The 21,952-nt window shown below is 66.5% G+C and carries 17 protein-coding genes; 8 read left to right on the top strand and 9 right to left on the bottom strand.

Annotated features, from left to right (window positions below; genetic code table 11):
- Window positions 1-93: 93 nt before the first annotated feature.
- The gene (locus V6Z91_RS03280; RefSeq protein WP_338766629.1) at window positions 94-465 is read left to right on the top strand and encodes a helix-turn-helix domain-containing protein; all 372 of its coding nucleotides are present in this window, start codon (window positions 94-96) and stop codon (window positions 463-465) included.
- Here the strand turns inward: V6Z91_RS03280 and V6Z91_RS03275 are convergent.
- Window positions 425-799: a YbaN family protein gene (locus V6Z91_RS03275; protein ID WP_338766627.1), complete on the bottom strand. Its 375-nt coding sequence runs from the start codon at window positions 797-799 to the stop codon at window positions 425-427. The genes V6Z91_RS03280 and V6Z91_RS03275 overlap by 41 nt on opposite strands.
- A 231-nt stretch (window positions 800-1,030) precedes the next feature.
- Here V6Z91_RS03275 and paoA point away from each other — a divergent pair, with 231 nt between their 5' ends.
- The 5 genes from paoA to V6Z91_RS03250 all read left to right on the top strand — a co-directional run bounded on the left by paoA (window position 1,031) and on the right by V6Z91_RS03250 (window position 7,597).
- Entirely contained in the window at window positions 1,031-1,684 is a 654-nt protein-coding gene (paoA, locus tag V6Z91_RS03270) for an aldehyde dehydrogenase iron-sulfur subunit PaoA (protein ID WP_338766625.1), read from the top strand.
- Window position 1,685: 1 nt separating this feature from the next.
- Window positions 1,686-2,639 (top strand): xanthine dehydrogenase family protein subunit M, encoded by a 954-nt coding sequence (locus V6Z91_RS03265; RefSeq protein WP_338766623.1) that lies wholly within the window; start codon window positions 1,686-1,688, stop codon window positions 2,637-2,639.
- 4 nt (window positions 2,640-2,643) lie between these two features.
- Entirely contained in the window at window positions 2,644-4,842 is a 2,199-nt protein-coding gene (gene paoC, locus V6Z91_RS03260) for an aldehyde oxidoreductase molybdenum-binding subunit PaoC (RefSeq protein ID WP_338766621.1), read from the top strand.
- Between the two features lie 555 nt (window positions 4,843-5,397).
- Window positions 5,398-6,987, top strand: coding sequence for an EAL domain-containing protein (locus V6Z91_RS03255; RefSeq protein ID WP_338766619.1), 1,590 nt, complete (start codon window positions 5,398-5,400; stop codon window positions 6,985-6,987).
- A 181-nt stretch (window positions 6,988-7,168) separates the two neighbouring features.
- Window positions 7,169-7,597: a DUF4019 domain-containing protein gene (locus V6Z91_RS03250; protein ID WP_338766617.1), complete on the top strand. Its 429-nt coding sequence runs from the start codon at window positions 7,169-7,171 to the stop codon at window positions 7,595-7,597.
- A gap of 142 nt (window positions 7,598-7,739) precedes the next feature.
- On the opposite strand, the gene V6Z91_RS03245 is transcribed toward V6Z91_RS03250, so the two are convergent.
- Window positions 7,740-8,669 (bottom strand): cysteine synthase family protein, encoded by a 930-nt coding sequence (locus V6Z91_RS03245; protein WP_338766615.1) that lies wholly within the window; start codon window positions 8,667-8,669, stop codon window positions 7,740-7,742.
- 192 nt (window positions 8,670-8,861) lie between these two features.
- Here V6Z91_RS03245 and lpxO point away from each other — a divergent pair, with 192 nt between their 5' ends.
- Window positions 8,862-9,761 carry a lipid A hydroxylase LpxO gene (lpxO, locus tag V6Z91_RS03240; RefSeq protein WP_338766613.1) on the top strand — a complete coding sequence of 300 codons (900 nt, stop codon included), beginning with the start codon at window positions 8,862-8,864 and terminating at the stop codon, window positions 9,759-9,761.
- Window positions 9,762-9,856: 95 nt separating this feature from the next.
- Here lpxO and V6Z91_RS03235 read toward each other — a convergent pair whose 3' ends face one another.
- From V6Z91_RS03235 to V6Z91_RS03210, 6 genes are all read right to left on the bottom strand, one after another.
- Entirely contained in the window at window positions 9,857-12,145 is a 2,289-nt protein-coding gene (locus V6Z91_RS03235; protein WP_338766611.1) for a xanthine dehydrogenase family protein molybdopterin-binding subunit, read from the bottom strand.
- Entirely contained in the window at window positions 12,142-13,200 is a 1,059-nt protein-coding gene (locus V6Z91_RS03230; protein ID WP_338766609.1) for a xanthine dehydrogenase family protein subunit M, read from the bottom strand. The genes V6Z91_RS03235 and V6Z91_RS03230 overlap by 4 nt, the downstream gene beginning before the upstream one ends.
- Complete coding sequence (locus V6Z91_RS03225) at window positions 13,197-13,724, bottom strand: 2Fe-2S iron-sulfur cluster-binding protein (protein WP_338766607.1); 528 nt, start codon at window positions 13,722-13,724, stop codon at window positions 13,197-13,199. Before V6Z91_RS03225 ends, V6Z91_RS03230 begins: the two co-directional genes overlap by 4 nt.
- A gap of 342 nt (window positions 13,725-14,066) precedes the next feature.
- Window positions 14,067-14,762, bottom strand: coding sequence for a PEP-CTERM sorting domain-containing protein (locus V6Z91_RS03220; RefSeq protein WP_338766604.1), 696 nt, complete (start codon window positions 14,760-14,762; stop codon window positions 14,067-14,069).
- Between the two features lie 182 nt (window positions 14,763-14,944).
- Entirely contained in the window at window positions 14,945-15,124 is a 180-nt protein-coding gene (locus tag V6Z91_RS03215; protein ID WP_338766602.1) for an oxidoreductase-like domain-containing protein, read from the bottom strand.
- Window positions 15,125-15,144: 20 nt separating this feature from the next.
- Window positions 15,145-18,219 carry a two-component regulator propeller domain-containing protein gene (locus V6Z91_RS03210; protein WP_338766600.1) on the bottom strand — a complete coding sequence of 1,025 codons (3,075 nt, stop codon included), beginning with the start codon at window positions 18,217-18,219 and terminating at the stop codon, window positions 15,145-15,147.
- A gap of 225 nt (window positions 18,220-18,444) precedes the next feature.
- Here V6Z91_RS03210 and V6Z91_RS03205 point away from each other — a divergent pair, with 225 nt between their 5' ends.
- Entirely contained in the window at window positions 18,445-19,926 is a 1,482-nt protein-coding gene (locus V6Z91_RS03205; RefSeq protein WP_338766598.1) for a DEAD/DEAH box helicase, read from the top strand.
- A gap of 68 nt (window positions 19,927-19,994) precedes the next feature.
- Here the strand turns inward: V6Z91_RS03205 and V6Z91_RS03200 are convergent, their stop codons facing one another.
- A complete protein-coding gene (locus V6Z91_RS03200; protein WP_338766595.1) occupies window positions 19,995-21,902 on the bottom strand; it encodes a hypothetical protein in 1,908 nt (635 codons plus the stop codon).
- Window positions 21,903-21,952 lie beyond the last annotated feature (50 nt).

The following is a 21,952-nucleotide window of genomic DNA, read 5'->3' as shown; positions in this document are numbered from 1 at the left end:
TTGGAAGCGCCAGTATCGTGATGTACCATCTTGGTGGTCAAGTACGTACCAGATTGTCAGGTACTATCCAATTGGTAAGTTTTGGGAGGCATCATGGCGGCGGAAAAACCGTTCAATTGCGGGATCGGCCCCGCGTTCGAAGTCATCGGCGGCAAGTGGAAGGCGGTGATTCTCTACGAACTGCACGAGGGACCGGTGCGCACGGGGGAATTGCGGCGGCTGCTCGGCGGGATCACGGAAAAAATGCTGATCCAGCAGTTGCGCGAGATGGAGGCCGATGGACTCGTCACGCGCGTCGCCTATCCGGAAGTACCGCCGCGCGTCGAATATTCGTTGACGCCGGCCGGCAGCGAACTCAACAAGGCCTTGGGACCGATCGCGGACTGGGGCAGGAAGTACGCGGAAGGGCGCGGCGCGGCGGGTGTCAGCGCTTTGTCGGCACGAAGCGCAGCAGGAAAACGGTAACGCCCAGGCCGATCGCCACCAGCAGCGCCACCAGCATGGGCATGTGCGAGACGCGCGTCATCGAATATGCCATCGACCCCCACATGAACAGCAGGATGGCGATCTTGCCGCGCAGCGGCAGGCCGCGCCCGTCTTCCCAATCGCGCAGGTATTTGCCGAAGAGCGCATTGGTGCGCAGCCAGTTATGCGCCCTTACCGAGCTGCGTGCAAAGCAGGCCGAGGCCAGCAGCAGGAATGGCGTGGTGGGCAGCAGCGGCAGGAAGGCGCCGAGCACGGCAAGCACCACGGCGATGGCGCCGATCGCTTTGAGCAGGAACTTCATCGGTCGATTCATGTCGGCATCGTATCATTCGCGGCCAGCAAGGCCTGGCCAACGACAGCGCTGATCGACGCGTGCGCCGCTTGTGAAAGCTCTTTGTTTTGCGCGCCGGCCCGCATCCCAACCGTGTTTAGCCATTTCTCGTATTGCCATTAACATCACCGTCGGTTCCCGCCCGGATACGATCCGGCACGCATGCATCGAACCTTTCCGGCCTCCCACCCAAACGCCAAAGGATGCGAACTCATGGATGAAATCGACTCGACCCGGCGCGACCTGCTGATCGCCGGCGCGCTCACCGCCACGGCCGCGGCCGTGCCAACGGTGGCGGGGGCGCAAGCCACGCCCGCCGCCACCCCCGTTCCGCAAACGCCCGTTTCGTCGAAGGTCACGCTGAAGGTCAATGGCCAGCAGCACACGATCGCCGTCGACACGCGCACCACCTTGCTCGACCTGCTGCGCGAGCAGCTGCACCTGACCGGTACCAAGAAGGGCTGCGACCAGGGCCAGTGCGGCGCCTGCACGGTGATCGCCGACGGCCGCCGCATCAACTCCTGCCTCTCGCTCGCCGTGATGCACGAAAACTCGGAGATCACCACCATCGAAGGCCTCGGCACGCCCGAGAAGATGCACCCGATGCAGCAAGCCTTCGTCAAGCACGACGGCTACCAGTGCGGCTACTGTACCCCTGGCCAGATCTGTTCGGCTGTCGCCGTGCTCGATGAAATCAGGAAGGGCATTCCCAGCCACGTCACGGCCGACCTGACGAAGCGCCCGCCGCTCACCGAGCTGGAGATCCGCGAGCGCATGAGCGGCAATATTTGCCGCTGCGGCGCCTATTCGAACATCGTCGACGCGATCGTCGAGGGCGCCGGCACTGCCGGCGCGGGAGGTGCCTGATATGAAAGTCTTCACGTACGAGAAGGCGCGCACGCCCGCCGAAGCCGCCGCGGCGGCCGCGCGCGTGCCCGGCGCCCGCTTCATCGCTGGCGGCACCAACCTGCTGGACCTGATGAAGCTGGAGATCGAAACGCCGCCGCACCTGGTGGACGTGAACGGCCTGGGCCTCGACAAGATCGAGCCGACCCGTGAAGGCGGCCTGCGCGTGGGCGCACTGGTGCGCAATACGGACCTGGCCGCGGACGAGCGCGTGCGCCGGGACTACGCCGTGCTGTCGCGCGCGCTGCTGGCCGGCGCCTCGGCCCAGTTGCGCAACAAGGCCACCACGGCCGGCAATCTGCTGCAGCGCACGCGCTGCCCGTATTTCTACGACACGGCCCAACCGTGCAACAAGCGCAACCCGGGCAGCGGCTGCTCGGCCATCGGCGGCTTTACCCGCCACCACGCCATCGTCGGCACCAGCGAGGCCTGCATTGCCACGCACCCGAGCGACATGGCGGTGGCCATGGCGGCACTGGACGCCACCGTGGAAACCGTGCGGCCGAACGGCGCCACGCGCGTCATTCCCATCGCCGACTTCCACAAGCTGCCGGGCAATACGCCCCACATCGAACACGTGCTGAACCCCGGCGAGCTGATTACTTCGGTAACGCTACCGAGGCCAGTGGGCGGCCGCCAGCTGTACCACAAGGTGCGCGACCGTGCGTCCTACGCGTTCGCGCTGGTGTCCGTGGCGGCCATCGTGCAGCCGGACGGCACGGGGCGCGTCGCCGTCGGCGGCATAGCGCACAAGCCCTGGCGCGTGCCGGCGGCGGACCAGCAAATGCCACGCGGCGGCCGCGCCGTGGCCGAGCAGCTGCTGGCCGGCGCCAAGCCCCAGCACGACAATGCCTTCAAGGTGCCCCTCGTCCAGCGCACGATCGACGCGGTGCTGGCGGAAGCGAAGAAAGGATGAAGCGATGAAGTTCACCACTCCCGCCACCACCAATCCGATCGACCAGCTGAAGGTGGTCGGCAAGCCGACCGACCGTATCGACGGCCCCTATAAAACCACCGGCACCGCGCGCTATGCCTACGAGCGCCACGACGTGGCGCCAAACGCCGCCTACGGCTACGTGGTCGGCGCGACCATTGCCAAGGGCCGTATCACTTCGCTCGACGTGGCTGCCGCGCGGCGCGCGCCCGGCGTGCTCGCCGTCGTCACGCACGAGAATGCGGGCAAGCTGGAAAAAGGCGACTACAACACGGCCAGGCTGCTGGCCGGGCCCCTCGTCGACCACTACCACCAGGCCGTGGCGCTGGTGGTGGCCGAAACGTTCGAGCAGGCGCGCGCCGCCGCCGGCCTGGTGAAGGTGGAATACTCGCCGATCAAGGGCGAATACGACCTGGCCAAGGCAAAGGACTCGGCCAAGGTGCCGAAGAAGGAAGAAGACCCGGAAACGAAGGCCGGCAATTTCCAGTCCGCCTTCGACAGCGCGCCGGTGAAGTTCGACGCCACCTACACCACGCCGGACCAGACGCACGCGATGATGGAGCCCCATGCCTCGGTGGCCGCCTGGGAAGGCGACAAGCTCACCATCTGGACATCGAACCAGATGATCGACTGGGGCAAGGGCGACATGGCGAAAACGCTCGGCATCCCGAAGGAGAAGGTGCGGCTGGTGTCGCCCTACATCGGCGGCGGCTTCGGCGGCAAGCTGTTCCTGCGCGCCGAGGCCGTGCTGGCGGCGCTGGGCGCGAAGCAGGCCGGCCGGCCCGTGAAGGTGGCACTGCAGCGCGCGCTGATGATCAACAACACTACGCACCGCCCGGCGACGATCCAGCGCATCCGCATCGGCGCCACGCGCGAGGGTCGCATCACGGCGATCGCCCATGAAAGCTGGTCCGGCGACCTGCCGGACGGCAAGCCGGAAACGGCCGTGCAGCAAACCCGCCTGCTGTACGCCGGCGCCAACCGCCTGACGCGCCTGAACCTCGCCGTACTCGATCTGCCGGAAGGCAATGCGATGCGCGCGCCCGGCGAGGCGCCCGGCATGATGGCGCTCGAGATCGCCGTCGACGAGCTGGCCGAGAAACTGAAGATGGACCCGGTCACCTTCCGCATCGTGAACGACACCACGGTCGATCCGGAAAAGCGCACGCGCAAGTTCTCGCAGCGGCGCTTCGTCGAGTGCCTGCGCACCGGCGCGGAAAAATTCGGCTGGAACAAGCGCAACCCGCAGCCGGCCCAGGTGAGGGAAGGGCGCTGGCTGGTCGGCATGGGCGTCGCCTCCGCCTTCCGCAACAACCTCGTGCAGAAGTCCGCCGCGCGCGTGCGGCTCGACGGCAAGGGCGTCGTCACCGTGGAAACCGACATGACCGATATCGGCACGGGCAGCTACACGATCATCGCGCAGACGGCGGCCGAGATGATGGGCGTGTCGCTCGACCAGGTGGTGGTGAAGCTGGGCGATTCCGATTATCCCGTGTCGGCCGGCTCGGGCGGCCAGTGGGGCGGCAACAGCTCCACCGCCGGCGTGTACGCCGCTTGCGTGAAGCTGCGCGAAGCGGTGGCGAAGAAGCTGGGCCTGGCGGCAAACGCCGATTTCGTGGACGGCACGGTGCGCGCGGGCGGCAAGTCGCTGCCGCTGCGCGAGGCGGCGGCCGGCGGCGAACTGGTGGCCGAGGACAAGATGGAGTACGGCGACCTGGACAAGAAGTACCAGCAATCCACGTTCGGCGCCCACTTCGTGGAGGTGGCGGTCGATGCCTACACGGGCGAAGTGCGCATCCGGCGCATGCTGGCCGTGTGCGCGGCCGGCCGCATCCTGAACCCGAAGACGGCCCGCAGCCAGGTGATCGGCGCGATGACGATGGGCGCCGGCGCCGCGCTGATGGAGGAACTGGCCGTCGACAAGCGCATCGGCTTCTTCGTCAACCATGACCTGGCCACCTACGAGGTGCCGGTACATGCGGACATCCCGCACCAGGAAGTGATCTTCCTCGACGAGACCGACCCGATGTCCTCGCCGATGAAGGCCAAGGGCGTGGGCGAGCTGGGCATCTGCGGCGTGGCCGGCGCCATCGCGAACGCGATCTACAACGCCACCGGCGTGCGCGTGCGGGAGTATCCGATCACGCTCGATAAGCTGATCGGGAAGATGCCGCAGGTGGCGTGAGATAGCTGCGGCGTCGCGCCGGCCGGCTGCCGGCGCACTGGCGTAATGCAAGTCGAACCCCGGATGGCGCTTCGGTGCCAACCGGGGTTTTTTCGTTTGGCAATGGGATGGAGGCCGCTCCCGAAACGCCATCGATGGGCCGAAGTGGAAGTGTCGACAAGTTACGACATCGAGAGAGGCGTCGATAGCGACATGGTACCTGTCGAAAGTGTCCGCCGGCATGGGTAAGCCCACCGGCCGATATCGGCAAGATCACCCGGCCCCGGACGCAGACCTGCGTTGGACGACATAGTGCCGATACTGCATCGACCGCAATATATCCCGACGGTACAATGCGCGGCCGTGATAGCTGCGGGGTTCCAGCCCGGCGCGCATTGCATATGCAGCGCGGGACACCCTGGCGGCTATCGTAGCGGCTGCGCGCGAGCGCCTGGAACCACGCGCTCGGCGCCGCGGAGGCGCCCTTTGCGCCGAATGCATGCGATGTGTTGCCCAGCTTTCTCGGCGTCCTTCTGTGAAGCCGGGGCTGCCATTGCGTTCCATACCTGACCAGGCATGAAAAGAAAATATATTGTCGCGCTGGCCGCCATGGCTGTATCGGCAGCCCTCATCGCTCCTGTCATACTGGCCTTGCGGGAAGCAGACCGGCAAGGCTTTCAGGCGGAAGCCGCGCTCGCGCTATGGCACGCGCGCGATATCCTCCACCGCACGGACGAAACGACGCACCAGGTCGCGGATGGCATCGCGGCGCTGGCGAAGTTCCACGCCGAAGTCCCGTGTTCGCCGGAGAGCATCGGTCGCATGCGTGAAATCGACCTCCAGTCAGGCTATATCCAGGCAATCGGGTACGTCAGCGGCAACCGGTTCGAGTGCTCGTCTGTCAGCGGATACGACGACGGCTTCGATATCGGTCCGGTCGAGTTCCAGACCAGCACCGGCCTGAAGGTGCGGCGCAATGTCGTCTTCCCTATCGTGCCGCGCCAGCATTTCATTGTCCTGGAACAGCACGGTTTCGCAGTCGTCCTGCATCGTGACCTGGCGATCGACAGCTTCACCACGCAAGCCGACGTCACGCTGGCGATCATCGTACTGGCCCCCCGCGGTGTGCCGGCGCCCCGCGAGGTCCTGGTCGTGCAAGGCCGTGCCGACACGCGCTGGATCGACCGGCTCGGACCACGCATGGAAGCGACTTTTTTCGATGCCGACCGCGTCGTAGCCGTCGCCAGGTCGACGCGCTATCAGACCGCAGCGGTGGCGGCGATTCCCGCCGCACGACTACGCGCGCGCTCCAGGGAGATTGCCTGGCGTCTCGTCCCCGCCGGCGCGGGCATGGGCCTCGCGCTCGCGTTCGTCATCGGGTTGCTCGCACGCCGCCGGCTGGCCATGCCGGCAGCCATACGGGCCGGCCTGCGGCGCCAGCAGTTTTATGTGGTCTATCAACCGATAGTCGACTTGCATACGGGGCAATGGGTTGGTGCCGAAGCGCTGGTGCGATGGCACCGGCCGGGTTCCGGCGTCGTCAGCCCGGATGGGTTCATCCCGGCTGCGGAACAGGCCGGGCTGATCGTCTCCATCACTGACAAGGTACTGGAACTGGTCTGCCGCGAGACCGGCGACTTCCTGCGCAGCCGTTCCGGCTTCCACGTTGCGATCAACATCTCGGCAGCGGACGTGCACAGGGGAGACCTCGCCGGGCGCCTGCGTGCCGCGACGCTGGCTGCGGGTATCGCACCGGACAGCCTGATGATCGAGGTGACGGAACGCGGCCTGCTGGACAAGGAGATCGCCGGCAAGGTTCTGTCACTGCTGCGCACCGAGGGGTTCCCGATCGCGATCGACGACTTCGGCACCGGCTACTCCAGCCTGTCCTATCTGGAATCGCTCGCGCTGGACTACCTGAAGATCGACCGTGCGTTCATCGAAGCGATCGGGACCGGGGCAGCGACGAGCCAGGTCGTGCAGCACATCATACGCATGGCCAGCGGCCTGGGACTGAAAATGATCGCCGAAGGAGTCGAGAATACGGCACAGCGCGACTTCCTGCGCAGCCAGGGCGTGCAGTTCGCACAGGGATGGCTGTTCGGCAAGCCGATGCCTTTCTCCGACTTCATGGGACACATGCGCGCCAGACCAGATGCGCGGTAATCGGGGCGGACCAGCAACGTCCCGTCGGTCCCGGCGAGGAGGCACGGCCGGGCGCCCCGTCCTCGATCATCCGTCGAGACGTCGTCAGTCCTCTTCATCCGCGCGGCTAAAATTCATGGCAACATCCTGAGCGGCGCTCGCATCTGCCCGCGCCAGCCGCTACCACCGTGAAAGGATGCCCATGAAGCTGCTCGTTGCCTCCCTGCTGTTCACCGCCGCCACCTTCGCCCACGCGCAAACCGCCGAAACAGCCCAGAACCAGCAAGCCATCGACGAAGCCAAGGCGGCCGCCGACAAATGGCTGGCCCTGGTCGATGCGGGTCACTACAAGGCTTCCTGGGAGCAAGCCGCAGCGCCGCTGCGCAGCGCCATCAGCCTGGCGCAATGGGAGCAGGGTGGCCGCGCGGCGCGCATGCCGGTCGGCGCGTTGCAGGAGCGCACGCTGGCGTCGTCCACCTACACCACCACGCTGCCCGGCGCGCCACAGGGCCGGTACGTGGTGTTGCGATATACGACACGCTTCGCCGATCGTGCGAATGCCGTGGAAACGGTGACGCCGATGCTGGAGGCCGACGGCACGTGGCGGGTATCCGGTTACTTCATCCAATGATAGTGTCGCGGCGCGTGGCCAAGCACCTGCGCCCATGATCGGCCGCGCGCAAAACCGGTGACGCAAAACCGGTGACAGGCACCGGCTGGCTGGAAATATTGCAAAAAACCTGGTGCCTGTCACCGGGTGTTCGTGATGGCCGTCAGAAGTACTTGGAGAGGTAGTTCACGCCCGAATCCGGGAAAATCGTCACCACCCGTCCCGACAGTTTGGGCAGCAGTTGCGCGATGCCGGCGGCCACGCAGCCGGATGAGCCGCCGGCGAGGATGCCTTCCTCGCGTGCCAGCCGGTGGCAGTAGTCGACGGCCACGTCGTCCGGGACCTGGATCACGTCGTCCACCACGGCCGCGTCGAAGGCGCCGGATGGGCGGCGCTTGCCGACGCCTTCGATGACCGTGCCGAATTCTCCCTCGGCGGCCGCGCCGGTGACCGCCGAGCGGTACGAGGAATGCAGCGGTTCGACGCCGATCACGGCGATGCGCGGGTTGTGCTCCTTCAGGAAGCGGGCGATCCCGGAAATCGTGCCGCCCGAGCCGATGCCGCAGACGAAGACGTCGATCTTGCCGTCGAGCTGGAACCACAGTTCCGGCGCCGTGTCGGTGTAGTGGGCTTGCCGGTTCAGCGCCGAGCGGTACTGGTCGAGGTGAAAGGCGCCGTGCTCGGTGGCGATCTTCTCGGCCATGCTCAAGTAGCTGTGCTCGTGGGATTCGGTCACATCGGACAAGCACATGTGCACTTCGGCGCCATAGGCTTCGATGCGCCGGATCTTTTCCTGGCTGGTGCGGTCGGGCAGGGTCACTTCGCAGCGCAGGCCGCGCACCGCGGCCGCCATCGCCAGCGCGGCGCCGGTATTGCCGGAGGAGCTTTCCACCACGTGCTCCACGCCGCAGGGCAGGTGGCGCAACATGTGGCGCACCATCCGGTCCTTGATGCTGCCGCCGGGGTTCATGAATTCGAGCTTGGCCACAACGTCGTGGCCGGGGAACAGGCGCTGCAGCCGCACCACGGGCGTGTTGCCGATGGCATCGAGGACCGAGCCATGCACCTGCGACGTGCGTTCAGAAACCGACATGGTTGCACCTTGCAATGTTTTCCCAGTGGAAATTTTAGCAGGGATGCCGCGTGCGCAGCGCGCGCTTGCGCGCAAACCGCATAAGTTTGCGTAAATTCCGCATAAGGCCGCGATAACGGGGCCGCGGCCGCCAACCCGGCCGGGAAACCTGCGTTAAAATGGCCGGTTTCGGCAATACTCGAGGTAAGCGCAATGAAATGGGCCCTGGTCGGTTTTTACATCCTGTCCGTGCTGCACATCCACTTCCGTGGCAAGGTGCGGCTGCCGTTCGGCCGCCAGCTGTTCGACCACTCGTCGTTCATGGCGCCGATCAACATCTTCATGCACTTCTTCTCGCGCGTGCCTTCCACGCCCTACCTGCCGGTCGCGGACTTCAAGGAACTGACGCCGCTCCAGGAAAACTGGCAGGTCATCCGCGCAGAAGCTGAAAATCTCATTCGCCTGCAGAAGATCAAGGCATCGGAAAAGAACGATGACGCCGGCTTCAATTCCTTCTTCAAGGCGGGCTGGAAGCGCTTCTACCTGAAGTGGTACAACGCCAGCCACCCGTCCGCGGCCGAGCTGTGCCCGAAGACGCACGCGCTGCTGCAGGGCATCCCTTCCGTGAAGGCGGCCATGTTCGCCGAGCTGCCGCCGGGCGGCAAGCTGAACCCGCACCGCGACCCGTTCGCCGGCTCGCTGCGCTACCACCTGGGGCTGGCCACGCCGAACGACGACCGCTGCTTCATCGACGTGGACGGCGTGCGCCACAGCTGGCGCGACGGCGAAGGCGTGATGTTCGACGAAACTTATATCCACTGGGCGATCAACGGTAGCGAGAGCGACCGCATCATCCTGTTCTGCGACGTGGAACGCCCGATGCGCTACCGCTGGGCGCAGGCCGTGAACCGCTTCCTGGGCCGCACGATGATGACGGCCGCCGCCTCGCCGAACGAGACGGGTGATCAGGTGGGGCTGGTGTCCAAGCTGTTCCGCGTGTCGTACTACGCCGGCATCTACCGCCGCCGCTTCAAGGCATGGAACAAGACCGTGTACAAGATTACCAAGGTGGCGTTGATTATTGGGCTGGCTGCGCTGATCTACTACATCTGACCGACCGGCAAAGTTTCCTCAAAAATGGGGACGTACCCCATTTTTGAGGAAATGTTTCTCAAAAAATGGGGTACGTCCCCATTTTTCTTGCAACATCAAGGTGCTCCGCCCAGCACCTTGTCCGGCGTCATCGGCGTGCTGCGCAGCCGCTTGCCGGTGGCGTGCCAGATGGCGTTGCTGACGGCGGCGGCCACGCCCACGAGGCCGATCTCTCCCACGCCCTTGGCACCGAGCCGGCTGACGATCCGGTCGTCTTCCTCCACGAAGATCACGTCCATCGCGTGGATGTCGGCATTCACGGGCACGTGGTATTCCGAATAGTTGTGGTTCATGAAGCGGCCCAGCCGGTGGTCGGCGTACGATTCCTCGTGCAGCGCCTGGCTGATGCCCCACACGATGCCGCCCACCACCTGGCTCGTCGCCGTCTTCGTGTTCATGATGCGGCCGGCGGCCACGGCGCTCGTCACGCGCGTCACGCGCACCGTGCCGGTCTGTTCATCCACGCGCACCTCCACGAACACGGCCGAGTGCACCAGCTTGCGGTACTTGCGCTGCTTGAGCATGTTCGGCAGCATCAGGTACTTTTCTTCCAGCCGCACCAGGCCGCTGTCGTTCAGGATCGCCGTCAGTGGCAGTGCCGCCCCGCTGCGCCGCTTGTGCCGCAGCATGCCGCCCACAAACTCCACGTCCTTGAACTTCGCATCCGCGAACGGCGATGCGCGCAGCTTCTGGGCGTGCTTGAACAGCGTCTTCTGCAATTTCTCGCACACGCCGGCCACGGCCGAACCCACCGTCGTCACGTGCGACGAACCGCCTTCGATCGGCGCCACGGGCAGCGTGGAATCGCCCAGCTGGAACGTCACGTCTTCCAGCGGCAGGCCCAGCGCCTCGGCGGCGATCGTGGCCATCACGGTATAGGTACCGGTGCCGATGTCGGTGGCCGCGCTGGACACCACCAGCTTGCCGTCCGCATGCAGCACGGCGCTGGCGCGGGCGAACATCTGCATCGCATCCCACACGCCGGTGGCCATGCCCCAGCCGACGAGCTCCGTGCCTTCGCGCATCGAGCGCGGCTCCAGCGGACGTTCGGCCCAGCCGAAGCGCTGCGCCCCCAGTTCGTAGCAGGCGCGCAGCTCCTTGCTGGAGTAGGGCTTGTCCTCGACCGGCGAGCGTTCCGCGTAGTTCTTCAGGCGCAGCGCCAGCGGGTCCATCTTCAGCGCGTACGCGAGTTCGTCCATCGCCACCTCGAGCGCATGCACGCCGTGGGCGGCGCCGGGCGCGCGCATGTCGATCGGCGTGTACTGGTCGAGCTTCACGAGCTTGTAGTCGAGCTTGATGTTGTCGCAGGTGTAGAGGTAGCCCGACCAGTTCACGACCACCTCCACGTAGTCCTCGATCGGCGACGTCTCCGCGATCGCCTGGTGCCAGATCGCCCGCAGCGTGCCGTCGCGCTCGGCGGCCAGCTTCACGCGCTGCACGGTCTCGGGCCGGTGCCCGAAGGTGAACATCTGCTGGCGGGTGAGCACCACGCGCACGGAGCGCTTCAGGTGCAGGGCCGCCATCACCGCGAGCGTGAGCTGGTATTGCGGGCGCAGGCCGGAACCGAAGGCCCCGCCCACGTAGGTGTTGCGTACCGTGACCTTGTTCTTGGCCAGGCCGAAGACGTGCGACACGTACCAGCGGCTGTTCTGCGAGCTCTGGGTCTTGTCGTGGATCGTGAGGTGACCGTCCGGATCGCGGATCACGGTGGAGGCGAACAGTTCCATCGGATTGTGGTGTTCCACGCCGCTGTAGAACTCCGCGTCGATCTTTACCGGCGCCGCCGCGAAAGCACTGTCGGTATCGCCTTTCTCGCTTGGGGGCGGCTCGAAGCCGGCCTTCAGGGGCTTGGGCTTGTAGGCGCGCTCCAGGTTGGCCGAGAGCTTGGTGTCGTGCGGTTCGGGCGCGATGTCGAACCTGACCAGCGAAGCGGCATACCGGGCCGCCTCGAAGGTTTCCGCCACTACAAGCGCCAGCGGCTGGCCGCTGTACATCACATGCTCGTCGTACAGCGGGCGGAATGGCGAACCCGCCGGCGCCGTCATGTCCTTGTAGGCGATGTCGAAGGCGCGGACCTTCGGGCGGTTCAGGTGCGTCAGCACTTCGACCACGCCCGGCACCGCCAGCGCGGCACGCGTGTCGATCGATCGGATCGTGCCCTTGGCCGCCGGGGAACTCACGACGACGCCGTAGGCCAGGTCCGGCGCGGCGTGTTCGGCCGCGTATTTCGCCTGGCCCGTCACCTTGGCCCGGCCATCCACGCGCGATACCGGCGTGCCGGTGCGCACCGGGCCGGTGCCGCGATCCGCCGTGGGCGCCCGCAAAGCTTCGATCAGATCCGTCATTCGCGTTCTCCCTGCCTCGTTCCTTGATTGGTCACGGTCCCCTGGCTGGCCACGTGCAGCGCGCGCACGATGGCGTTGTGCGCCAGCGGAATCTTGAAGTCGTTGGCGCCACGGCCCACGGCGCCCTGCAGCAGTGCGTCGGCGACGCCGGCGAAGACCGCGTCATCCGGCCGTGCGCCTTCCAGCAGGCGCTCCGCCTCGGGCAGGCGCCACGGTTTATGGGCCACGCCGCCCAGTGCGATGCGCGCCGCCGTGATGGTGCCGTCGGCGCCGATGTCCAGCGCGGCAGCCACCGAGACGAGGGCGAAGGCGTAGGACAGGCGTTCGCGCAGCTTCAGGTAGGCCGAGTGCCGCGCGAAGCGGGCCGCGTCCGGCAGCTCGATGCCGGTGATCAGTTCATCGGGCGCCAGCGTGGTATCGACGTCCGGCCGGTCGCCGGGCAGCCGGTGGAATTCGGCGAACGGGATGGCGCGCCTGCCGCGCACCGATTGCACGTGCACCACCGCTTCCAGCGCGGCCAGCGCCACGCACATGTCGGAAGGGTGGGTGGCGATGCACTGTTCGCTCGCACCCAGGATCGCGTGCTGGCGCGTGATGCCACCGTTGGCGGCGCAGCCGCTGCCGGGCGCGCGCTTGTTGCAGGGCGTGGCCACGTCGTAGAAATACCAGCAGCGCGTGCGCTGCAGCAGGTTGCCGCCATTGCTGGCCATATTGCGCAGCTGCGGCGAGGCGCCGGCCAGGATCGCGGCCGACAGCAGGGGATAGCGCTGTTCCACCAGCGGATGCCATGCGGTGTCGGCATTGCGGGCAGTCGCGCCCAGCAGCAGGCCGCCACCCGGCGTTTCCTCGATGCCGTCCAGCGGCAGGCGGTTGATGTCGACCAGGTGCGGAGCGAGCGTCACGCCTTCCTTCATCAGGTCGAGCAGGTTGGTGCCGCCGGCCACCATGCGGATCTCGTTTTGGTTGGCGGTGGCGCCGCCGGCATCGGCATTGGCGGCGATCGCCCGCAGCGCGGCGTCGACGGTCGCGGGGCGGTCGTAGGCGAACGGGTTCATGCGGGCACCGTTCCGGTGATGACCGGCCCTTCGGCGTTCTCGCTGTCGGCCGGAATGCCGGCCACTTGCGATACGGCGCGCAGGATCTGCGGATAGGCGCCGCAGCGGCAGATGTTCCCGCTCATGAGTTCGCGCACCTCCGCCGAACATTTGGCGCGGTTCTCGTTGATCAGGCCCACGGCGGAACAGATCTGGCCGGGCGTGCAGTAGCCGCACTGGAACGCGTCGTGCTCGATGAACGCCTGCTGCAGCGGGTGCAGCGTGTCGCCCTGCGCCAGCCCTTCGATGGTCGTCACCTCGCGGCCGTCGTTCATCACGGCCAGGGTCAGGCAGGAATTGATGCGCCGCCCGTCCACAAGCACCGTGCAGGCCCCGCACTGGCCGTGATCGCAACCCTTTTTCGTGCCGGTCAATCCCATGCGCTCGCGCAGCAGGTCGAGCAGGGTGACCCAGGCTTCAATATCCATCGTGTGCTGTTGCCCGTTGACGGTGATCGTCAGCGGGCAGCGCGCGGGAGCTCCCATGGCGTGGCCCTTTCCAGTGTGTTCATGACAAACGCCACGTTAGCGTGCACAGCCGAAGGCGTGCGTGCGCGCACACACACAGATGCTCGGGAAAGGGAAAAGGTGCTGTCAGGATCGGCAGCGCGAAGAAAGGCGCTGTTCTCGACGAACAGGGCCAAAGAAAAAGCCCATGGCAGATGCCATGGGCCGAGTGTCAAACAAGTGTTCTTGATTGTTATTCCTGCGCGCCGGCGCTGCCGGTGCGGTGAAATCTGTTGTTAATACTAATCAACTCTTTGCCAAATTTCAAGCGGGAAACTACGAATACAGATCAGAAATGTGTAGTTTGCGCAACAGTGCCGCTCAGGCGCGCTTGCCGCGCCGGCGCCAGGCGACCGCGCCCAGCACGGCGAAGCCGGCCAGCGTCATCGGCAAGGCGTGCGGCTCCGGCACCGGCAGCAGCGTCGGCGTGCTGGTCGAGATATCGCGGCCGAAGAACACGAGGTTCGAGAAGCCCGGTACCTGCCCGCCATTGTTCAGCCACTCGATGCTCCAGGTGCCCGAGAGCGTCTGGCCGGCGGCCACGTCCTGGTTATCGAACAGGAAGGCGGTACTGGCATTCGCGGCGTGGATCGCCACGGTCAGGTCGAGCGTGGCGTTCAGCGTGCTGCTGGTGTTCGTGATCGTCCAGGTACCGCTGGTGGCGCTCGTCTTGTCGAACGAAAAATCGAACAGCGTCGACGCATCCGCCAGCGTGCCGGACTTTTCAACCGTGCCGAGCACGCCCCACGCGCTGGTATCGGCCTTGCCGAACTCGCTCGAGAAGCCGGCCGTATTGCCGCCGTATTGCATCGGGTTGACGGTGGAGAAGGCGATCATGCCGGCGTCGGCGTTTTCCAGCGTGACGTCGTCGGCGCTGGCGGCGCCGATCGATGGGCCGCTGTTCTGTTGCGCGGTGTTTCCGGAATTGCCTTTACCGTTGTTGTTCTTGGCCTGCGCGCCGGCGCCCATGGCCAGTGCCGCGCAGAGCAGCACTTTCGTCATCGTCGAGGTGTTCATGAAATCCTGTTTGGTCGGTCTGCCGGGGGCTGAGGCAGCGTATGAAGTAGGCAACTTTTAGGCCATCATTCCCAGTTTACCTGTGGCCACAAAGAATTTCAACAAAGAATTTAGTATTTCGCAATGCCAAGTTCAATAAAACATGGCATGCGACGCGACGTGGGAAACGTTCGAGCGCCGCTTCAGCGCTTTTCTCCCGGGTGGCGCGCCAGCCAGGCCGACAATTGTTTCTCGTAGCGCTCCAGGGCGCCGTTGTACAGGTCATGGATACACACGGCGCAACCGCTGCCGCAGCAGTCGCCCGGCTCCGGCGGCCTGGGTGGAACAGGGCGCGGATCGGCTGGCTGGACAGGCATTGTCATGACGGAGCTTGGCGTGCAGCTCAGGCCACTGCCTCCCCCTGCGCCATCAGCGTGCCGTTCTTGCCGCGCACCTTGGCGCGCAGCAGCGCCTCGTCGGCGCGCCGCACCAGTTCCTGCGGGCCTTCCGATTGCGGCCGCATCGCCGCCACACCGATGCTCACGGTCAGCACGCCGAACGGCGAATCCTCGTGCGGCAGCGCCAGCGCGGCCACCTCGGCAACGATCGCCTGCGCGCCCTGCTGGGCCACCGCCGCGTCGCCGGCGGCCCACAGCACGGCGAATTCCTCGCCGCCGTAGCGTGCCACCACGTCGGTGGTGCGGCGGCCATGGCGGCCCAGCACGCCGGCCACGGCGCGCAACGCCGCGTCGCCGGCCGCATGGCCGTGGCGTTCGTTGTATTGCTTGAACCAGTCGAGGTCCACCATGGCCAGCGCCAGCACCTGGCCGGTGCGGGCGGCGCGGCGCCATTCGGCGTCGAGCTTGGCGTCGAAGCCGCGGCGGTTCGCCACGCCCGTCAGCCCGTCGGTGGTCGATTGCGCCGCCAGCTTCAGGTGCGATTCCTCCAGCGCGGCGGTGCGCGAGCGCACCAGGTCTTCCAGCGCGCGGTTGGCGCGCTTCAGGCGCCGCATGCGCCAGTGCCAGACGCCCCACAGCAGCACCAGCACCAGGGCGGCGGCCAGCGCGCGGAACCACAGCGTTTCCCAGAACGGCGGCGTGATCGTCACCGTCAGGGTCACCGGTTCCTCGTTCCACTGGCCGCGGTGGTTCGATGCCTTTACCCGGAACACATAGCGGCCCGGGTCGAGGTTGGTATAGGTGGCGGCGCGGCGCGTGGCATCGGTCTCGACCCACTCGCGGTCGAACCCTTCCAGCCGGTATGCATAGCGATTCAGCGCCGGCTCCGTGTAATGCAGCGCCGCGAACTCGATCGAGAAGGCAGGCGTGCCGGAGAGCGTGAGCGCGCGCGGCGCCGTCACCGTGCCTTCCAGCGTCACGCCCGCATGGGGGCCCGGCTCGGCCAATGAACGGTTGTAGACCTTGATGTCGGTGATCGCCACCTGCGGCGACACCGACTGGCTGCGCACTTCGCGCGGCGCGACGGCCGTCAGCCCGTGCACGCCACCGAAGTACAGGACGCCGTCCGGCCCCGGCGCGGAAGAGTTGACGGTAAAGCCGTCGGTCATGCCGTCCGCCGCCGTGTACAGCGTCGCCTTCGCCGTGGCGGGGTCCACGCGGAACAGGCCGACGATCGTGCTGACCCACAGCTGGTCGTCCAGGTCGCTCCGGATCGACAGGATTTTCGCGCCCTTGGTCGCCTCCGTGTACGACCGGAACGTGATCGCCGCGCCGTTCTGCACCACCTGCTGCAAGCCCTTGGCGGTACCGATCCAGATGCGGCCGAGGGAATCCTCGTGCACGGACGAGACATTGTCGTCGGCCAGGCTGTCGGCGCGCGCCGGGTCGTGGGTGAAGTGGCGGAACTTGCCCGTCTTCGGGTCGAGCAGGTCAAGGCCGCCGCCATTCCATTCGGACCCCATCCAGACGCGGCCACCGCGGTCTTCCAGCACCGACGAGGTGCCGTTGACGGCGCGGCTGTCGGGATCGGCGGCATCGTTCTGGAAGATGCGGTGTTTGCCGGTGGCCGGTTCATACCGGATCAGGCTGTTGCCGGTGGCCAGCCACAGGATGCCGTCGCGGCCCGGCGCGATGGCGTTGATGTAGTCGCTGGCCGGGTTGCCGAAGTGGATCGTCCTGAACGGCCCGGCCGGATCGTCCAGCCGGTTCAGCCCATTGGGAGTACCTGCCCACAGCGGGCCTTCGGCACCCTGGTACAGGCTGTAGACGATGTTCTGCGACAGCGAGCCGGGCCGGCTCGGATCGGAGGTGTAGCGCCGTACCACCTTGTTGGCGGCCGGGTCGAACAGGCTGATGCCCACATTGCCGCCGAGCCAGAGCTTGCCGTCCGGCGCGCGCGCCACGGCCAGCACGGCATTGCTGGTCGAAATATTACTGGTATCGAAATGCTGCGGCACGTAGCGGGTAAAACCGCTGCTGTTCAGGTTGACGAGGCTGATGCCGTCCGTGAACGTGGCGATCCACAGCATGCCGCTGCGGTCCTGCAGCATCGCGCGCGTGCTGTCGCCCGGCAGCGAATACGGATCGTTCGGCGTGTGCCGGTATTGGGTGAACGCGGCGGCCGGCGCGTTCCAGCGCAGCAGCCCGGCCGAGAGGGTGGTGGCCCACAGCGTGCCGCTGCGGTCGATGTAGAAGCTCGTCACGCGGCTGTTCGGCGCGGGAATTTGCCGGCGCGTATCCCAGCCGCGCTTGCCGTCCCAGCGCAGCACGCCGCTCTCGGTGCCGATCCACAGGGCGCCGTCGCCATCGAACTGCAGCGCGCGCACGATGTTCGTGCGCGGATCGGTCTGCCCGGCCGGATCGACCTGGTGGTGCGCGAACTCCGTGCCGCCGGGCGGCAGGTAATCGAGCCCACCCGGCCACGTGGCGGCCCACAGGCCGCCCTTCGCATCGAGGGCGATCGCGTTCACGTCATTGCTGGCCAGGCTGCCGGGCCGCTGTGGATCGTGCTGGTGGACGGTGAACCTGCCGGTGGCGGGATCGAAGTGCTGCAGGCCGCCCCAGCTGGCCAGCCACATGCCATCCTTGCCGTCGGAGATGATCTGCTTGATGATGCCGCGGTTCTTCGGCCCCTGCGGCGCGACATACACCGTGAAGTCGTTGGTGGCGGCGTTGTACAGGGCGAGCCCATTCTGCGTGCCGGCCCAGATGCGGCCCTGGCGGTCTTCGTACAGCGTGGAAACGCGGTCGTGCGGCAGGCTCTTCGGGTCGTTGCTCCGGCTCTGGTAGCGTACCGCCTGGTAACCGTTATAGCGGTACAGGCCGTTGACATGGGTGCCGATCCACATGAAGCCCTGGCGGTCCTGCAGCAGCGACAGCATCGAGGGCTCGTCGTTGCCCAGGGGGCCCAGCTTCTTGAAGCGCAGGGTCGGCGGCGCCGCCGTTTCCGCGCGGGCGACCGGGGTGACCGAGGCCAGCAGCAGGGCGGCGGCCAGGAAGGCCGACATGAAGGCGGTCATTGCCCGCGGCGGGCGGGCCAGAAAGAGTGTATAAGCTCGCATGCGCCGATTATGCCAGTATCGCACTTCCTTTTATGCAATAAAAAAGGCTTCCACACGGCTATTTTGTGCGTATCCGGCTCGAAACAGGTATTATTCGACGTTGGCCGTCCGGCCTCGGCAGCGCGGCCCTTGGCTTGCTGCATCAGTATTTTTCGGAAAACACGGTCACCCGACCACTCATTTATGTCTGACATCGAAACAACCGCCCAGCCTGTGGCGCCCGCCCAGGTGCGTTTCTCCGACTTTGGCCTTTCTCCCGACATCCAGCGCGCCCTGACGGAACAGGGCTATGAACATCCGACGCCGATCCAGGCGCAGGCCATTCCCGTGGTGTTGCAGGGGCGCGACGTGATGGGCGCGGCCCAGACCGGCACGGGCAAGACCGCCGGCTTTTCGCTGCCGATCATCCAGCTGCTGCTGGCCCATGCGAACACGAGCATGAGCCCGGCGCGCCATCCGGTGCGCGCACTGGTGTTGACGCCGACCCGCGAACTGGCCGTGCAGGTGGCGGAAAACGTGGCCAATTATTGCAAGCACACACCGCTGCGCTCGACCGTGGTGTATGGCGGCGTCGACATCAAGCCGCAGGCGCAGATCATGCGCGGCGGCGTCGAGATCGTGATCGCCACGCCCGGCCGCCTGCTGGACCACGTGGAGCAGAAGAGCATTAGCCTGTCGCAGGTGCAGATGCTGGTGATGGACGAAGCGGACCGCATGCTCGACATGGGCTTCCTGCCGGACCTGCAGCGTATCATCAACCTGTTGCCCAAGCAGCGCCAGAACCTGATGTTCTCGGCCACGTTCTCGCCGGAAATCAAGAAGCTGGCCAACAGCTTCCTGAACAATCCGGTCACCATCGAGGTCGCGCGCAGCAACGCCACGGCCGACAAGGTCACCCAGGTGGTCTACAAGGTGGGCGAGGAGCACAAGCGCGACGCCGTCGCCCACATCCTGCGCCAGCGCGAAGCGAAGCAGGTGATCGTGTTCTCGAACACCAAGATCGGCGCCTCGCGCCTCGCCCGCGGCCTGGAACAGGAAGGCATGAAGGCTTCCGCCATCCACGGCGACAAGACGCAGCAGGAACGCATGGCGGCGCTGGAAGCGTTCAAGCGCGGCGAGGTCGACGTGCTGGTGGCCACCGACGTGGCCGCGCGCGGGCTCGACATCTCCGACCTGCCGTGCGTGATCAACTACGACCTGCCGTACAACGCCGAGGACTACGTGCACCGCATCGGCCGCACCGGCCGTGCCGGCGCCTCGGGCGATGCGATCTCGATCTATTCCGACAAGGACGAGCGCCTGCTGGCCGACATCGAAAAGCTGATCAAGCAAACGATCAAGCGCGGCGAGCTGGAAGGCTTCCGCCCGGCCTCGCGGGCCGGCGGCGAAGAGCGCCACGGCGAGCGCCGCCATGCGCGCCGCGGCGAGGGGGAACGCACTTTCGGCAATGGTGGCAATGGCGGCAGCACTGGCCGCCCCGCCCCCGGCGCCGACCGTGGCCCGCGCCCCTCCGGCCCGCGCCGCGACAAGATCGACCCGTGGTTCCTGAAACCCTACGAGCCGACGCGCGGCAGTGCGAGCACGACTTCGGCGCAGGCAGCGCCGTCGTCATCGAAACCGAAGCCGAAGCTGGCTGCCCTGCTGGGCGGCCTGCGCAAGGAATAGGCGCGGTGGTGGACCGGTGGTGGACAGAAAAAAAGCGGGCATTGCCCGCTTTTTTTATTGGCTGTGCGCTACTGCACGACCACGTTCTGCAGGAACAGCGCGATGCGCCGCTGGTCCGGCGCGCCCGGGGGAGGCGTGATGGGCTTGTGTTCCAGTTCGACGACGATCGGCCCTGGGGCCGGCGGCACGTCGAAGGGCAGCGCCTTGCCGTCCAGTTTTACCCAGCCGTAGTCGTGCCCGTTCACCGACACGCGGGTCGTGTGCCCGGCGGGTTCGTGGTAGAAGCCCGTGATGAAGATGCGTCGTGGCTGCATGCGCGCCGGAATCGGCAGGCGCATGTACGACACCGGCGCCGAGCTCCACGTGCCGGTCCATTGCTGGTCGCCGAACTGCGGCGGGCTCCAGCCGTCGCCCAGCACGCCGCCCGGCCCGAACTGTTCCGCGTCGAAGCGCACCGGGAAGTAGCCCGGAGCCGCCACGCAACGCACGTCCCCGTTGATGTAGCGCCAGTGCTGCGTCGTCTCGGTGAAGGAATTGTCCAGCGCCAGCAGGTGGCCTTTGCCGCACAGGCGCTCGTCCACGTGCTGGTTGCTCAGGTGGTACATGGTCTTCAGCGGAAGGTTGCCCTCGCTGTGCCGCAGGATATCGTCCGTGCCGGCGGCCACCTCGCCGCGCAGCGCGCGTTCGTAGAAGATTTCCGGGTCAGGGTTGTACCATGCAGGCGCGTGCCGCATGGCCCATAGCGCCAGCGGCGAGAAGGCCGTGTAGGGATAGCTCAACATGTGTCCCATCGCCAGCGCTTGCACCAGCAGCACGGCCACGGTGGGGCCCGCGCCGATGCCGCCCCGCTCGCGCAGCTGCCAGAGCAGCACGAACAGCAGCGGCATCGCGGCCCAGAACGCATAGCGCATCACGCCGGCCGCGCCGGAGTTCCAGTTCGTCACCACCAGTGCCGGCAGCGTCATGCCCAGGATGACCAGCACGACGCAGGCCAGCAGGATGCGGCTGCGCGCCGCGCCGCGCTGGAATGCCAGCCACAGCATCAGCACCGCCACCGCCGGAATGGCCAGGAACATGCCCTGGTTCAGGTCCAGGAAGACGGAGTGCAGCCGTTCCCAGGTGCCCAGTTCCGGCACCGTGTAGCCCACCGCGATAATGCTCGGCACGCCGAAGGCGTGCAGGTTGAACAGCGGGTTTGCCGCGAACAGCAGCGCGCCCGCCGCCAGACCGCCCACGACGGGCGCATGCCACACGCGCTCCCAGCCCTCGGCGGTGCGCATGCCGGGGCGCCAGTGCTTGCACAGCACGATCACGGGAATCAGCCCCAGCGCCAGCACCACGCTCGGGTTCTGCGTGGCCGCCAGGCCGACCAGCACGCCGCCGGCCAGCGGTGCCGAACTGCCGCACAGCAGCAGGCCGGCCAGCAGGGCCGAGGCGGTCACCGATTCCGGGCTGCTCCAGTTCGCGTAGGCGAGGCCGCCGCACAGCAGGTACAGCGCCAGGCCGCCCAGCGCATGCAGGCCATTGCCGAAGAAGCGGCGCAGGGCCAGGCCTAGCACGAGCAGCAGGGCCGCGTTGACGAACTGGTAGCACTTCATCGGCGGGGCGCCGACGGCGTCCAGCAGCTTGTAGGGAATGACGGCCAGCGCCGAATAGGCGAAGAAATGGATGGCCTGCACATTTCCGCCATTGTCCAGGTGGAAGCCGGCGCGCGGCACCTTGTCGCCGCGCGCGATACCTTTCTGGAGGTCGACGAACGCGTAATCGAGCTCGGGGGCGACGCGAATGGCCTCGGCGATGTCGGCGGCGCGGATATCCGGCGTACCATGGTTGGCGAGCGCGACGGTCATCAGCGAATACTCGGCGATGTCGCCGCTTAACTGGTAGCGCACGCCGCAGGCGCCCAGGAACAGCACGGCCGCCAGCAGGCATGCGTAGGCGCGCGCGCTTTCCAGCGGCAGGCGCAGCGATTTCAAAACTAAGGTAACCAGATGGCCTCCATGTAGTGCCCCGCGAGGAGCATATT

The sequence above is a fragment of the Massilia sp. METH4 genome (genome assembly GCF_037094685.1).
Taxonomy (GTDB): Bacteria; Pseudomonadota; Gammaproteobacteria; order Burkholderiales; family Burkholderiaceae_D; genus Rugamonas.
This window is presented reverse-complemented; position numbering and strand designations above follow the sequence as displayed.

Excerpts from the sequence above, each read along its gene's own strand:
- V6Z91_RS03280 (WP_338766629.1), top strand. The coding sequence starts at position 94 with ATGGCGGCGGAAAAACCGTTCAATTGCGGGATCGGCCCCGCGTTCGAA.
- V6Z91_RS03275 (WP_338766627.1), bottom strand. The coding sequence starts at position 799 with ATGAATCGACCGATGAAGTTCCTGCTCAAAGCGATCGGCGCCATCGCC.
- paoA (WP_338766625.1), top strand. The coding sequence starts at position 1,031 with ATGGATGAAATCGACTCGACCCGGCGCGACCTGCTGATCGCCGGCGCG.
- V6Z91_RS03265 (WP_338766623.1), top strand. The coding sequence starts at position 1,686 with ATGAAAGTCTTCACGTACGAGAAGGCGCGCACGCCCGCCGAAGCCGCC.
- paoC (WP_338766621.1), top strand. The coding sequence starts at position 2,644 with ATGAAGTTCACCACTCCCGCCACCACCAATCCGATCGACCAGCTGAAG.
- V6Z91_RS03255 (WP_338766619.1), top strand. The coding sequence starts at position 5,398 with ATGAAAAGAAAATATATTGTCGCGCTGGCCGCCATGGCTGTATCGGCA.
- V6Z91_RS03250 (WP_338766617.1), top strand. The coding sequence starts at position 7,169 with ATGAAGCTGCTCGTTGCCTCCCTGCTGTTCACCGCCGCCACCTTCGCC.
- V6Z91_RS03245 (WP_338766615.1), bottom strand. The coding sequence starts at position 8,669 with ATGTCGGTTTCTGAACGCACGTCGCAGGTGCATGGCTCGGTCCTCGAT.
- lpxO (WP_338766613.1), top strand. The coding sequence starts at position 8,862 with ATGAAATGGGCCCTGGTCGGTTTTTACATCCTGTCCGTGCTGCACATC.
- V6Z91_RS03235 (WP_338766611.1), bottom strand. The coding sequence starts at position 12,145 with ATGACGGATCTGATCGAAGCTTTGCGGGCGCCCACGGCGGATCGCGGC.
- V6Z91_RS03230 (WP_338766609.1), bottom strand. The coding sequence starts at position 13,200 with ATGAACCCGTTCGCCTACGACCGCCCCGCGACCGTCGACGCCGCGCTG.
- V6Z91_RS03225 (WP_338766607.1), bottom strand. The coding sequence starts at position 13,724 with ATGGGAGCTCCCGCGCGCTGCCCGCTGACGATCACCGTCAACGGGCAA.
- V6Z91_RS03220 (WP_338766604.1), bottom strand. The coding sequence starts at position 14,762 with ATGAACACCTCGACGATGACGAAAGTGCTGCTCTGCGCGGCACTGGCC.
- V6Z91_RS03215 (WP_338766602.1), bottom strand. The coding sequence starts at position 15,124 with ATGACAATGCCTGTCCAGCCAGCCGATCCGCGCCCTGTTCCACCCAGG.
- V6Z91_RS03210 (WP_338766600.1), bottom strand. The coding sequence starts at position 18,219 with ATGACCGCCTTCATGTCGGCCTTCCTGGCCGCCGCCCTGCTGCTGGCC.
- V6Z91_RS03205 (WP_338766598.1), top strand. The coding sequence starts at position 18,445 with ATGTCTGACATCGAAACAACCGCCCAGCCTGTGGCGCCCGCCCAGGTG.